Annotated in this window: 10 protein-coding genes; all 10 read right to left on the bottom strand. The window is 74.1% G+C overall.

Translation table 11 applies throughout. The features are described 5' to 3' along the window. Positions 1 to 161: 161 nt before the first annotated feature. The 10 genes from SXIN_RS25060 to SXIN_RS25015 all read right to left on the bottom strand — a co-directional run bounded on the left by SXIN_RS25060 (position 162) and on the right by SXIN_RS25015 (position 13,325). A complete protein-coding gene (locus SXIN_RS25060) occupies positions 162 to 1,694 on the bottom strand; it encodes an aldehyde dehydrogenase (NADP(+)) (protein WP_039821870.1) in 1,533 nt (510 codons plus the stop codon). Between the two features lie 273 nt (positions 1,695 to 1,967). Continuing rightward, the gene (locus SXIN_RS25055) at positions 1,968 to 3,302 is read right to left on the bottom strand and encodes a pectate lyase family protein (protein ID WP_095757568.1); all 1,335 of its coding nucleotides are present in this window, start codon (positions 3,300 to 3,302) and stop codon (positions 1,968 to 1,970) included. Positions 3,303 to 3,346: 44 nt separating this feature from the next. After that, on the bottom strand, positions 3,347 to 4,711 hold the full coding sequence (locus tag SXIN_RS25050; protein WP_050931137.1) for an ABC transporter substrate-binding protein: 1,365 nt from the start codon (positions 4,709 to 4,711) through the stop codon (positions 3,347 to 3,349). A 174-nt stretch (positions 4,712 to 4,885) separates the two neighbouring features. Continuing rightward, positions 4,886 to 6,163, bottom strand: a complete 1,278-nt coding sequence (locus SXIN_RS25045) for a Gfo/Idh/MocA family protein (RefSeq protein WP_095757567.1) — start codon at positions 6,161 to 6,163, stop codon at positions 4,886 to 4,888. Positions 6,164 to 6,204: 41 nt separating this feature from the next. Next, positions 6,205 to 7,137, bottom strand: a complete 933-nt coding sequence (locus SXIN_RS25040) for a carbohydrate ABC transporter permease (RefSeq protein WP_095757566.1) — start codon at positions 7,135 to 7,137, stop codon at positions 6,205 to 6,207. Beyond that, positions 7,137 to 8,057, bottom strand: a complete 921-nt coding sequence (locus SXIN_RS25035; RefSeq protein ID WP_019709607.1) for a carbohydrate ABC transporter permease — start codon at positions 8,055 to 8,057, stop codon at positions 7,137 to 7,139. Before SXIN_RS25035 ends, SXIN_RS25040 begins: the two co-directional genes overlap by 1 nt. Positions 8,058 to 8,269: 212 nt before the next feature. Continuing rightward, positions 8,270 to 9,994: an L-arabinonate dehydratase gene (araD, locus tag SXIN_RS25030; RefSeq protein ID WP_238154020.1), complete on the bottom strand. Its 1,725-nt coding sequence runs from the start codon at positions 9,992 to 9,994 to the stop codon at positions 8,270 to 8,272. A gap of 86 nt (positions 9,995 to 10,080) precedes the next feature. Next, positions 10,081 to 10,983 (bottom strand): dihydrodipicolinate synthase family protein, encoded by a 903-nt coding sequence (locus SXIN_RS25025; RefSeq protein ID WP_095757564.1) that lies wholly within the window; start codon positions 10,981 to 10,983, stop codon positions 10,081 to 10,083. Positions 10,984 to 11,257: 274 nt separating this feature from the next. Next, entirely contained in the window at positions 11,258 to 11,953 is a 696-nt protein-coding gene (locus tag SXIN_RS25020; RefSeq protein WP_095757563.1) for a GntR family transcriptional regulator, read from the bottom strand. Positions 11,954 to 12,116: 163 nt separating this feature from the next. Further along, positions 12,117 to 13,325 carry a hypothetical protein gene (locus tag SXIN_RS25015; protein WP_095757562.1) on the bottom strand — a complete coding sequence of 403 codons (1,209 nt, stop codon included), beginning with the start codon at positions 13,323 to 13,325 and terminating at the stop codon, positions 12,117 to 12,119. Positions 13,326 to 13,551: the final 226 nt, after the last annotated feature.

Genomic DNA, 13,551 nt, shown 5'->3' with positions numbered 1-13,551 from the left:
TCCGTGTCCGGCGGGGAGGCGGCGCGGGGCGCGGCCGCGCCCCTCTCTCCGGCCGCTCTCCGGCCGCTCTCCGGCCGCGGGCGGGCGTCTCCCTCCGGCGCCGGTCCGTTACGCCGAACAGGTCCCCCGGTGCCCGCGGGCACCGGGGGACGTGGTTCCGGTCAGAGCTCCGGCCGGCCGTCGACCCGGCGCGGGAGGCCCAGCGGGTTGCCGTCCCTGAGCTCGGGGGGCAGCAGCGCCTGCGGGGTGTTCTGGTACGCCACCGGGCGGAGCCAGCGCTCGATCGCGGTGGAGCCCACCGAGGTGGAGGTGGAGGTGGTGGCCGGGTAGGGACCGCCGTGGTGCTGTGCCGGGGCCACGGCGACGCCCGTGGGCCAGCCGTTCACCAGCAGCCGGCCGGCCAGCGGGGTCAGCTCGGCGAGCAGCCGCGCGCCCGGGCCGTTCTCCTCGGCCGCCTCCCGCTCGCCGATGTGGACGGTGGCGGTGAGGTTGCCGGGCAGCCGCTCCAGGACCGCGGAGACCTCGGCAGCGTTCTCGTAGCGGACGACGACGGTGACCGGGCCGAAGCACTCCTCCAGCAGCAGCTCGTGGGCGTCGCCCCCGGCGAGCCGTGCCGCCGGGACGGTGAGGTATCCGGCGCCCACGGCCAGCTCGCCGCTCTCGCCGGGGGTGACCGGGCTGGCGACCCCGGGGAGGTCCAGCCGCTCGCGCACCCCGCGGACGAAGTTGTCGCGCATCCGGGTGTCGAGCAGCACCCCCGCCTCGGTCCTGCTGACCGCGTCGGTGAGGGCGGACAGCAGCCGGTCCCCGGCGTCGCCGGAGGGGGCCAGCACCAGGCCCGGCTTGACGCAGAACTGCCCGGTGCCGAGGGTCATGGACCCGGCGAGGCCGGTGCCGATCTCCTCGGCGCGCTCGTCCGCCGCGGCCTCGGTGACGACGACCGGGTTGAGGCTGCCCAGCTCGCCGTGGAACGGGATGGGGACGGGGCGGGCGGCGGCCGCGTCGAAGAGCGCCCGGCCGCCGCGGACCGAGCCGGTGAACCCGGCGGCCGAGACCAGCGGGTGCCTGATCAGCTCGATGCCCGCCTCGAAGCCGTGCACCAGGCGGACGACATCGGCCGGGAGCCCCGCCTGTACGGCGGCGCGGCGCAGCACGGAGGCGCAGAGTTCGGAGGTCGCCGGGTGGTCGGGGTGCGCCTTGACGACGACGGGGCAGCCGGCGGCGAGCGCGCTGGCCGTGTCCCCGCCGGGGACGGAGAAGGCGAGCGGGAAGTTGCTCGCGGAGTAGACGGCGACGACGCCGAGCGGGACCTTGTAGCGGCGCAGGTCGGGGCGCGGGACGGGCTTCAGGTCCGGGTCGGCGTGGTCGATCATCACGCCGAGGAAGGAGCCCTCGTCGACGAGGTCGGCGAACGCCCTGAGCTGGTACGTCGTCCGGGCCAGCTCGCCGGTGAGCCGGCCGGGGCCGAGCGCGGTCTCCGCGTCGGCGGCCTCGACGACATGGTCACCGGCCTCGTCCAGGAGGTCGGCGGCCGTGCGCAGGAAGGCGGTGCGCACGGCGCGGTCGGCGAGGCTGCCGCGGACCGCGTGCGCGGCGCGCACGGCCTCGTCGACCTCCGCGGGCGTGGCCTCGACGGCCACTTCCTCGCGCTGCTTCCCGGTCCGGGGATCGACGCTCCACACTGCTGTGGCCACTTGCGGTTCCTCCAGCTCATACCACGTAGGCGGCGTTCGAGATACTGAACGCTGTTCCTGATGCTGAATACCCTTGGACCCTATTTCCGGGGCGCGGAGAGGGTCAAGGCTGGGCGCCCGGTGCTCCGCGGAGCGCCCGGGCCCGGGCCCGTACTACCCGCGGGCGCGGGCGTGCGGCGTGCCCGGGCCGGCCGGACTCCCGGAAGCACCGGAGGGACCGGCCGGCCCGGACGGCCCCGGCGCCCCGCCCGGGGCCGGGACCGTGCGCCCGGCTCAGCGCCGGCCGGCGCCCGCGTGCCGGGCCACCAGGTACGGGACGGCGCGCGGGTGGTCGACGCGGGGCCGGAGCTCCGGGGTCCAGCCCGCGTCGTCCCCGAGCCGTTCCTCCGGGACACCGGCGTTGTGGACGGCGAGCAGGTCCACGGCCTCGCCGTTCACCAGGTTGTCCCGCTCGGTGAGGGCCGTGCCCTTCCAGCTCTTGATCACCTTCGCGGGGTCCACCGCGTCCGGCAGGGTGAAGGCATTGGCCTCGGCGACGAGCCGGGACTCGAAGCCGACCCCCCAGCTGTAGCCGTAGCGTTCGCCGGTCGTCAGATAGTGGTTGTTGTAGACGTCGACCTGCCCGAAGCGCACCCGGGGCGCCCGTTCGACCACGTCGCGGAAGAGGTTGTGGTGGAGGGTCACCCGCAGCCGGCCCCGGTCGGTGTCGCCCGCGCTGTCGCTGTTGCCGATCATCAGGGTCTTGTCGTGGTCGGCGAAGACGTTCCAGGAGGCGGTGACGAGGTCGGCGCCGCGCACGATGTCCAGCTCGCCGTCGTGCTGCTGGAACAGCACACCGAAATAGCGCGGCTGTTCGCTGTCGGGGCGGCGTCCGTCGGTGAAGGTGTTGTGGTCGATCCACACGTGGCGGGAGCCGTACAGGACGAGGTTGTCGTACTCGGAGTTCCAGTTGCCGTCGGCGCCGTCGGTGGGGTCCCACTGCGGGAAGCAGTCGTACGCGTCCTCGAAGGTGATGCCCTGGACGACGACGTTCTCGGCGTTCTTCACCTGGAGACTGGCGCCGAGGAGGCGGGCTCCCGGGCCCGCTCCGACGATGGTGGTGTTCGAGCCGACGGCCAGCCGCACCCGCTCCGCCTGGCGGGCGGCCGAGGCGGCGCGGGCGTCCTCCATCGGACCGGAGGGGTCGGCGTCGCCCCAGGTGTCCGGGTCGTAGGCGGCGAGATAGCCGTCGAGGGTGTAGCCGTCGGTGGCGTAGTCGGCGCAGGAGAGGGGCCGGCCGGCGTCGTCGGTGTTGGCGTCGACCGTGCCGGCGATCCGGATGACCTTGGGGGTGGGATCGCCGCCGTTCAGCGCCGCGGCGAGCTCGGCCCGGGTGCGGACGGTGAAGACGTGGTCCGCTTCGGCGGCCGCGCCGCCGGTCGTGCCGCCCTCCGCCGAGGCCCAGCCGTCGCCGGCGGGCAGCACCGGCCGGTCGCCGGACGGGGCGGGGACGGGAGCGGGAGCGGGCGGGGCCGGTGCCGCGGCCCCGGCCGGGGCGGGGGCCAGGGCGAGCGCGGCACCGCACAGCAGGGCGGCCACGGCACGCGCGTGACATGAGGTTCTCGGCATGTCGGACTCCTGGGGGTCGTGGGGGAACGGGAGGAATCGGGGGCTCACTTCTCCTGCTGCTCCTTCCACTCCGCCTGGGCCTCGTTGAGGAGTCCGGCGAGCTTGTCGGCGAACTCCTTCGCGGTCATCTCGCCCAGCAGCAGCTTCTGGAAGTCCGGCTCGGTCCCGGCCTTGCTGATGTCGTTCCAGTCCGGCAGGTAGTACGGCAGCTGGACGATCTTCGTCTCGGGGTCGTTGACGGATTCCATGGCGGCCTTCACCGGCGCCGCGTCCTCGATCCAGGCGTCCCCGACGGCGTCCGTACGGGCCGGGATGGCGCCCGCCTCCTCGTTCCAGAGACTGTTCATCTCGTGGGAGACGGCGAACTCGATGAACTTCCAGGCCGCGGCCTTGTTGTCGCTGCTCCGGAACAGCCCCAGCCCGTCGACCGGGTTGGACGGAATGGTGCGCGGCGCGCCGTCCGCCGAGGGCGGCAGCGGGATGCCGGCGATCCGGTCCTTGCCGAACGCCTTCACATGGTCGGGGTACGACCCCAGGTTGTGCAGCAGCATCCCGATGTCGCCGCTGTCGAACTGGGCGACCATCTTGGTGAAGTCGTTGTTGAGGTCGGCGGCGGGCGTGGCCTTCTTGTAGAGGTCCGTGTACCGCTCCAGCGCCTCGACGTTCTCCGGGGCGTTGACCGTGGTCTTCTCCCCTTCCCAGAAGGTGTCGACGCCGGACTGGGCGTACATCATGTCCAGCGCCTGGGCGACGGATCCGGCGCCGCCGCGGATGGTGAAGCCGAACTTGTTGTCCTCCGCGTCGGTCAGCTTCTCCGCCGCCTCGTAGAACGCCTCCCAGTCGTCGGGCGCGTCCATCCCCGCCTTCTCGAAGAGGTCCGTGCGGTACCAGAGGACGCTCTGGTTGGCGGAGGCCGGCACGGAGAACATCTCCTCGCCCTCGCCGCCCGCGGCACGGACGCTCTCCACCATGCCGGGCGACAGCCTGCCCTTGAGGGGACCGCCCTCGATGCGGTCGCCGACCGGCTCCAGCGCGCCCTGCGCGACCATGTTCGCCAGATCCGCGGTCTTGACGCCGCCGACGTCCGGCAGCCCGCCGCCGGCGATCGCGGTGTCGTACTTCGACTGCACCTCGGTGATCGGCACCGGCACGTACTTCACGTCGATGTCCGGGTGCTTCTTCTCGAAGGCCGCGATGATCTTCTTCCAGACGGGGGTGCGGACGCCGCCGTTGTTGTCCCAGAACTCGACGGTGCCCTTGCCGTCACCCTCTCCCCCGGCCGCGTCGCCGGAGTCCCCGCAGGCGCTCGCGGTCAGGGCGAGCACGGCGGTGAGGGCCACGGCCGCGGCGGGCCGCACGGCTCTCCGGGGGCGTGGGCCGGGGCGCTGGTCCCGGTGTGCTGTCGTCATCTCGGCTCTCCTCGGTTCTCGGTTCCCGGTGTTCGGTTCTCGGTTCTCGGTTCGGTGACGCGGGGGTCCCGGCCCCGCGGTGTACTGCTGTGCCGGCGTACGGCTGCCGGCGCGGTGGCGGGCCGGCGTACGCGTGGACCGGCCGGCCGTGTACCGCGCCCGGCGGTCCGGGGGCTACGGCCGCCGTTCCCCCTCTCCACCGGGCGCCCCGGCCGGTACGGCCCAGTCCGCGCCCAGTTCGGAGAAGAGGGAGAGGGTCTCGGCACTCGCCGCGACCAGCTCGTCGACACCGGAGATCACCCGCCGCGGTGCCGTGCCCCCGCTGCGCCAGGCCGGTCCGTCCGCCCGGTGCCAGACCGGCTCCGTCAGCCGCACCGGGGGCGGCGCGGTGCGGACCGCCTCGACGACGCGGGTGAAGGCGCCCGTGCGGTGCGCCGGTACGAGCAGGGGCGAGCCGGTGGCGAGGTGCGCGAGCAGGTCCTCCAGCAGGTCCGTCCGCCCGTACAGGCGTTCCTCCGGGGCGTGACCGGCGCGCTGGAGCAGCACCCGGTCCCGCGTGTACCAGAAGGTGATCCGGCCCCGGTCGCCGTGGACGAGCAGATACGGATCGGCCGTCCGTTCGGCGCAGAGGGTCACGGCCACGGTGATCCGGGTGCCGCGTGCCGTGGTCAGCCGCAGGCAGGAGGTGTCGTCCGCCTCGATCGCGTGGGCCCGGTACTGCTCCAGTTCGATCCCGGCCAGGTCCTCGGCCCGGTCGCTGCCGTCGATGCGCAGCGCGGTGGCCACGGCGTGCGCGAGGGGGTTGGTGAGGACCCCGTCGACGACGTCCCGGCCGCCGAGGGTCCGCCGTCCGGCCCAGGGCGCGCGGGTGAAGTAGTCCTCGCCGCGCACCCAGGCCCCCGCGCCGCCGATGGAGCGCACCCGGCCGACGGCTCCGCCGCCGATCAGCCCGGCGATGGCGTCCAGGGCGTGCGAGCCCAGCGACTGGAAACCGACCTGGCAGGCGGTGCCGGCCGCGGCGAGTCCCCCGGTCAGCCGCCGGAAGTCCTCGTACGAGGGGGTCGGCGGCTTCTCCAGCAGCAGGTGCGAGCCCGCGCGGGCGGCGGTGAGCGCCAGCTCGGTGTGGGTGTGGATCGGTGTGCAGACGACGGTGATCCGCGCGCCGGTCCGTTCCAGCAGCCCGGCGAGGTCCGGGGACTGCTCGACCCCGTCGAAGCCGGCCAGCTCCTCCGCGGCGAGCGGCTGGAGTTCGCACACCCCGGCGAGCCGGACCCGCCCGGCCGCCGAGAGCCGCCGCAGGTTCTCCAGGTGCCAGGAGCCGTGGCCGCGCCCGCCGGCGAGTACCACGGGCACCGGCCCGTCCGGTCCGCCCGCGGGCCCGGCGTCCGGCCGGACGTCCGGTACGGTGCCCGGCCCGGCCGGCCCGGTGTTCGCTCCGTCAACTGCCGTCATGTCTCTCCCCGATGTCCTGTTCCTGGCCGCCTCCGGGCGGCTCAGCCCTTGACCGCCCCGGCGCTGAAGCCGGCGATGAGCCACTTCTGGATGAAGGCGAAGACGATCACCACGGGCACGGCGGCCACGACGCCGCCCGCGGCCAGCGCGCCCAGGTCGACGCTCTCCGCGCCGATGGTGTAGTTGAGCCCGACGGGGATCGTGTACTTCTCCTGCGAGCTGAGGAACATCAGCGCGAAGAGGAAGTGGTTCCAGCTGTGCACGAAGGCGAAGGAACCGACCGCGATCAGCCCCGGCCGCAGCAGCGGCAGCACCACCGCGCAGAAGGCCCGGAAACGCCCGCAGCCGTCGACCCAGGCGGCCTCCTCCAGCTCGGCCGGCACATTGCGGATGAAGCCGCTGATGAGGATGAGCGAGAGCGGCAGCTGGAAGACGGTCTCGGCGATGACCACGCTCCACAGCGAGTTGACGAGGGCCAGCTCGCGGAAGATCTCGAAGAGCGGTACGAGCATCAGCGCGCCCGGGATGAACTGCGAGCACAGCAGCGCCAGCATGAAGCCGTTCCGGCCCCGGAACCGGAACCGGGCCAGGGCGTAGCCGCCGGCCAGCGCGACGGCCGTGGTCATCACCAGGGACGCGACGCCGACCAGCAGGCTGTTGCGGAAGAAGACCGCGAAGCCCAGGTCGTTCCAGACCTTGTCGAAGTGCGTGGCCGTGGCCGGCCAGGGCACGAGCGAGGTGGAGCCCGCCGGGCGCAGGGCGAACAGCAGCATCCAGTAGAACGGCACCAGGGTGAAGAGCAGATACAGCCCGAGGGGCAGGTAGATCTGCCAGCGCGGCGTGCGTTCCCCGGCCGGGCCGCCGCCGGTGCCGGGGCCGCGCCGGAGGCGGCGCGCGGGGGGCGCGTTTCCGGTGGTCGCTCCGGCGCGTGCCCCGGTGGCCGAGCCCTGGTCGGTGATGGCGGTGGTGGTCATCAGCGGTCGCCCCCGAACTTGCTGAGCCGCAGGTAGAGGATCGAGCAGAAGAGGAGGATCACGAACGCGACGGTGGTGAGCGCGGAGGCGTAGCCGAAGTCGTGCCCGTGGATGCCGGTGTTGGCGACGTAGAGCGGCAGCGTGGTGGTCGCGCCGGCCGGGCCGCCGCCGGTGAGGGTGTAGAGCAGGTCGACGTTGTTGAACTCCCACACCGCCCGGAGCAGCGTGGAGAGGACGATCGCGTCCTTGAGGTGCGGCAGGGTGATGTGCAGGAACTGCCGCATCCGCCCGGCGCCGTCGACGGAGGCCGCCTCGTAGAGGTCCCGGGGGATGGACTGCAGGTCGGCCAGGATGAGGATGGCGAAGAAGGGGACGCCGCGCCAGAGTTCGGCGAGGACGGCGGCCCAGAAGACGGTCCCGGGGTCGGAGAGCACCGAGGTGCCGTACGAGCCGACGCCGGCGTCCGCGAGATAGCGGCTGACGCCGGTGGACGGGTTGTAGAGCAGCATCCAGATGGTGGTGGTCAGCACGCCGGAGACGGCCCAGGGCGAGAAGACGAGGGCGCGGGAGATGCCGCGGCCCACGAACGTCTGGTTGACGATGAGCGCCAGCGCCAGGCCCAGCGCGAGCTGGAGCGAGACCTCGGTGCCGACCCACTGGGCGCTGAAGACCAGGCTCTGCCAGAACAGGTCGTCGGCGAGGAGGGCGGAGAAGTTGTCGAGGCCGGCGAAGCCGTTCCGCCAGGGCTTGGTGACGTTGTAGTGCCGGAGGCTGTAGTAGAGGACGCTGATCATGGGATAGGCGAGGAAGCCCAGCATGAGCAGCACGGCCGGTGAGATCAGCAGATACGGGAGACGGGCCGGGCCGCCCGCCCGGCGGCGGCCGGTCCCGCGGGGTTCCTTCGCCACGGCGAGGGCCATGACTGCTCCTTCACGTCGAGCGGGGCGAGCGGGTGCGGGGGTCGGGGTGGGGTGGGGTGTACGGGTCGGATGGGGTGCGCTGTGTGCGGTGTGCCGGTGTCGAGTTGAGGGGTTAAGCGCTTACTACGCGGGGTGCGGCGGTTCCGTTCGACGAAACGGCGGACGGGGACGGAGGACGGCTCGGCGGGGGCGCGGGGGCGCGGCGCGGGCCGCTAGCCCGCGTAGGGTTCGGGGACCTCGCCGGGCCGGGCCAGGAAGTCGAAGTCGCAGCCGGTGTCGGCCTGGGTGATGTGCCGCTGGTAGAGCGCGCCGTAGCCGCGCACGTACGGGGCGGGCGGCGGGCGCAGCTCCTCGCGGCGGCGGGCGAGTTCGGCCTCGTCCACCTCCAGGCGCAGCAGCCGCGCCGGTACGTCGAGGGTGACGGGGTCGCCGGTGCGGACCAGCGCCAGCGGCCCGCCGGCGTGCGACTCCGGGGCGATGTGCAGCACGCAGGCGCCGTAACTGGTGCCGCTCATCCGGGCGTCGGAGAGCCGCACCATGTCGCGCACCCCCTCCTTGAGCAGGTACGCGGGGATCGGCAGCATCCCGTACTCGGGCATCCCGGGGCCGCCGAGCGGGCCGGAGCCGCGGAGCACGAGCACGCTGTCGGCGGTGATGGAGAGCGCCGGGTCGTCGATGCGGTCCTGCAACTGCCGGTAGTTCTCGAACACGACGGCGGGCCCGGTGTGCCGCAGCAGCCGGGGCTCGGCGGCGATGTGCTTGATCACGGCACCGCCGGGGGCGAGATTGCCGTGCAGTACGGCGATGCCGCCCTCCGCGGCCAGCGGATCGTCCAGGGGCCGGATGACGTCGTCGTCGTGGACAAGGGCCCCGGCGATCTGCTCGCGCAGCGTGGCGTGGGCGGCGGTGGGCCGGCCGAGGTGGAGGTGCCCGCCTTCCGCGAGCCGTGCCAGCAGGCCCGGCAGCCCGCCCGCGTAGTGGAAGTCCTCCATCAGATACGCGCCGCCGGGGCGGAGGTTGGCGAGGACGGGCACCCGGCGGGCGATGGTGTCGAAGTCGTCCGGGGTGAGCTGCACGCCCGAGCGGCCGGCCATCGCGGTCAGATGGATGATGGCGTTGGTCGAACCGCCGAGCGCCACGGCGGTCGCGATGCCGTCCTCGAACGCCTCGCGGGTCAGGAGCTCCGGCAACCGCAGGTCCTGCCACACCAGTTCGACGGCGAGACGTCCGGCCGCGGCGGCCATCCGGCTGTGCCCCGAGTCCACGGCGGGGATCGAGGAGGCGCCGGGCACGGTCACCCCCAGGGCCTCGGCGACGGCCGTCATGGTGGAGGCGGTGCCCATGGTCATGCAATGGCCGGGCGAGCGGGCCAGGCCGCACTCCAGTTCGGCCAGTTCGCGGTCCCCGATGAGCCCGGCGCGCTTGTCGTCCCAGTACTTCCACATGTCGGTGCCGGAGCCGAGGGTCTCGCCGCGCCAGTGGCCGCGCAGCATCGGCCCGGCCGGGACGAATACGGCGGGCAGCCCGGCGGAGGCGGCGCCCATCAGCAGCGCCGGTGTGGTCTTGTCGCAGCCGCCCATGAGCACGGCGCCGTCCACCGGATAGGAGCGCAGCAGCTCCTCGGTCTCCATCGCCAGCAGATTCCGGTAGAGCATGGGCGTCGGCTTCTGGAAGGTCTCCGAGAGCGTGGCCACCGGGAACTCCAGCGGGAAGCCGCCCGCCTGCCAGACACCCCGCTTCACGGCCTCCGCGCGCTCGCGCAGATGCTGGTGGCAGGGGTTGATGTCGCTCCAGGTGTTGAGGACCGCGACGACCGGCTTGCCCAGGTGTTCCTCGGGCAGGTAGCCGAGCTGGCGGGTGCGGGCCCGGTGGCTGAAGGACCGCAGCCCGCCGGTGCCGTACCAGGCGTGGCTGCGCAGCTCCTCCGGGCTCTTCACCCGCCCGCGCCGGGCAGCGTCCGCGGACGGGCCGCCGTCCGGCCGGGGCGCCGCCCCGGTACCGCCGGTGTTCCCGGGCCCGCCCATCACAGGTCCCACCCCTTCAGCAGCGACGCGACCCGGCCGCGTTCCGGCTCGGGCAGCGGCCGGCTGGGCGGCCGCACCTCGCGCCGGCACAGGCCCAGGACGGCCATCGCCTCCTTGACGACGCTGACGTTGTTCGCCGCCTGCCGTTCGGCGCGCAGCGCCTCGAACTCCCGTACGCGCTCCCAGACCGCCATGGCGGCGGCGTAGTCCCCGGCGCGCAGCGCCACCAGCATCGCCAGCGACAACCGGGGGGCGACGTTGACCAGACCGGAGGTGAAGCCGGTGGCCCCCACCGCCCAGTACGACGGCGCGTACAGCTCGGCCAGTCCGGCGACCCAGGTGAACCGGTCCAGGCCCGCGTCCCGGGCGACCGCCGCGAACCGCGCCGCGTCCGGCACCGCGTACTTCACGCCGACCACATTGGGGCAGAGCTCGCCGAGCCGCGCGATGCGCTCCCCGTCCAGCAGCTCGTTGCGGATGTACGGGACGACGCCCAGCTCGGGCACCGCCTCGGCGATGGCGCGGTGGTAGTCGACCCAGCCGTCCTGCGACACGTACGGGTGCACCGGCTGGTGGACCATCACCATCTCGGCGCCGCAGTCCCGGGCGTGCCGGGCGGCGCCGACGGCGGTGGGCACGTCGTGGCCGACCCCGGCCACGACGGTCGCCTGCCCGCCGGTCTCCGCCATGGTCTCCTCGACGACGGTGCGCCGCTCCTCGGGCGTGAGGGCGTAGAACTCCCCGGTGTTGCCGTTCGGGGTGACGGTGACGACTCCCCCGTCCAGCAGCCGGCGCAGCAGCGCGCGGTAGGTGGCCCGTTCGACGCGGCCCTCCGCGCCGAACGGCGTCACCGGTATCGCCACGACCTCGGCGAGAGCCGCTTTCAGCCGTGCCTGGTCCATGCTGTCCGCCCTTTCCGTGCGCGGCGCGTGCCGCGGTCTGTGCTCCGGGCCGCCGTTCGCGGGGCGGTCCGTCGCCTGGATGGCGGCCCGCCGGGTGGTGCCGGGCCGTCGGTGCGGTGCTGTGTGCGTGCTGCGCTGTGCGGTGCTGCGTGCCGTGCGGGTGGTGCGGTGCGGTGCGGTGCGGTGCGGTGCGGTGTGGTGCGGTGTGGCGGGTGCGGTGCGGGTGGTGCGCGGTCCGGGGCGTGGCCGGCGCCGGACGCCGTCCGGACCGCGGTCAGGGGGCGCCGGGCCGCTCCGGCTCCGCCGCGTCCGGTACGGCGTCCGGGAAAGCCCGCCGCACGAAGGAGCCGATGTGGTCGTGGAGCAGCCGTGCCGCGCCGTCCGCGTCCCCCGCGAGCGCCGTGCGCAGGATCTCCCGGTGCTCGCGCGCCTCCCGTTCCCAGGACGGCACCGACGCCCAGGCGACCGCCGACACCAGGGCCGCCTGGTCGCGCAGATCGTCGAGCATCCGGGCGAGCAGCGGATTGCCGCACGGCAGGTAGAGCGCCCGGTGGAAGTCCCGGTTGGCCAGGCTCCGGTCGGCCCGGTCCGAGGAGTGGTCGGCGCGCTCCAGCGCCTCCCGGGCCGCCTCCAGCGACGCCTCGCGGGTGACCGAGCGGCGCAGCGCCTCCGGCTCCAGCAGCAGCCGGACGTCGTAGACCTCGCGGGCCATGGCGGCGTCCACGGTCCGCACGGTGACGCCCTTGTACTGGTTCATGACGACGAGCCCGGAGCCCGCGAGCGTCTTCAGGGCCTCCCGCACCGGGGTCTTGGAGACGCCGAACCGCTGTGCCAGCTCCGTCTCCACCAGCGCCTGGCCGGGGCTCAGCCGGCCGGTGAGGATGGCGTGTTTGACGGCCTCCAGCACGACCTGGGTGCGGGAGGGGATCGGGGCCGGGGTGGCGGGGAGCGGGCCGGGCGCAGTGACCATGAAGGCTCTCAGATCTCGCGTATCGCGTCTCATATATGACGTACGAAGGACGACGCGATGAAGCTAGGGCCGGGCCGCCGTCCCGTCAATGCCCCGCGCACCACGAGATGTCCGCGGCCCCCGGCGGACCGGGGGCGCCAACCGGGCCGCCCGGCCCGCCCGTTCAGCCGAGGAACGCCCCGACCTGCGCGAGGTCGGCGTCGGAGGCCAGTCCGGCGTGGTAGAGCCGGAGTTCGTCCGCGCCCAGTCCGGCCGCGTGCGCCGCGTCCGCCGCCAGCGTCGCCGGGCTGCCGCCCATACCGGAGACGACCGTGAAGTTCGCCGCGAGGACCGCCCCTTCGGGCCGGACCCGGGCGAACGGGTCCAGAACGGCCGCCCGCGCCGCCCGTCCGCCCTCGCCTCCCGCGCAGGGCAGCACGGCGCCGTCGGCGTACTCCAGCAGATCCTCCGGGTCCGCGCCGGCGTTGGCCCCGCACCGGTGCCAGGCCGGGTCGGCGTGGAGCAGCACCTGGAACCCCGGCCGCGCCGCCCGGCGCACCGCCGCGACCGCCGCCCGCCGGAGTCCGCCCGCGACGCTCCGGCGCCAGCGTCGCGTCGCGTCGGCGGGTTCCTCGCCGAGCAGTCTCTCCACCGCCGTCCACTCCGCCTCCCGGTCACCGGCCGGGCCCGCCTCCGGTCCGGGCTTCCCGCGCCACAGCGGCTCCAGAGCCGTCGCCACCGCGGCCCGCAGCCGCTCCGGATCGGCGCCCGCCCCGGCGTACCCCTCCTCGCAGACCTCGCAGAAGCAGAGCGACATCAGATAGTGCCCGGCACCGCCGAGCGCGACCCCGGCCGTCTTGTCGTGCGCGTGCAGATGCGCCAGGCCGTACCAGCCGCAGGACTCCAGTTCGGTGCCGCGCGCCCCGGGCCGTACGGCGGCCTCGGCGGCCAGCTCCACCGCGTACTCCCGCACCTCGGGCCGGGCGATGCAGGGCGCCCACGGATACCGGTCGCCGTAGGCGTTGCGCACGGCGATCTCCGGATGCTCCTCGCCCAGCCGGGAGTTGTGCGCCAGCACCACCCAGCTGTGCACCTCCAGCCCCGCCCCGGCCAGCGCCTCCGCCGCCTCCCCGAACGGATCGCGGCCCTCGGTCCACCGCTGCTCGTACGGTCGCAGCAGGCGCCCCGACCAGCGGGCCGGGTCGGGCGGGTAGAGCACCGCCGAGTGGCGCGCGGTGACGATCCGGTGCCGGGGGTGGCGGGGTGTCAGGGCGCGGGTGGAGTGGTAGGCGGAGGCCAGCGTCACCTGCCCCACCCCCAGCCGGGCCACCCGGACCGGGGCGTACGGATCACCGACCACGTCCCAGGGGTAGAGAAAGGCCGAGGCTCGCATGTCGTCTCCTCACCGGCCCGCCGCCCGCGCGGCCGGCGGACCCTCCGCGGAAGCGGTCACGCTAAGGCGGCGCCCGGAAGCGGTCAAGAGAGCGGCCACGAGGGGATGACAGCGCTTACTATCCGATGGCAGAGTCTTCCCCGGAGATCGTGAACAGGCTCCGCCGCGCACGGCCGCACACCACGTCCGCCCCGAACCGGCCCCGGCCCGCCGGCCGCCGCCCTCC

The organism is Streptomyces xinghaiensis S187, assembly GCF_000220705.2.
GTDB classification, from domain to species: domain Bacteria; phylum Actinomycetota; class Actinomycetes; order Streptomycetales; family Streptomycetaceae; genus Streptomyces; species Streptomyces xinghaiensis.
This window is presented reverse-complemented; position numbering and strand designations above follow the sequence as displayed.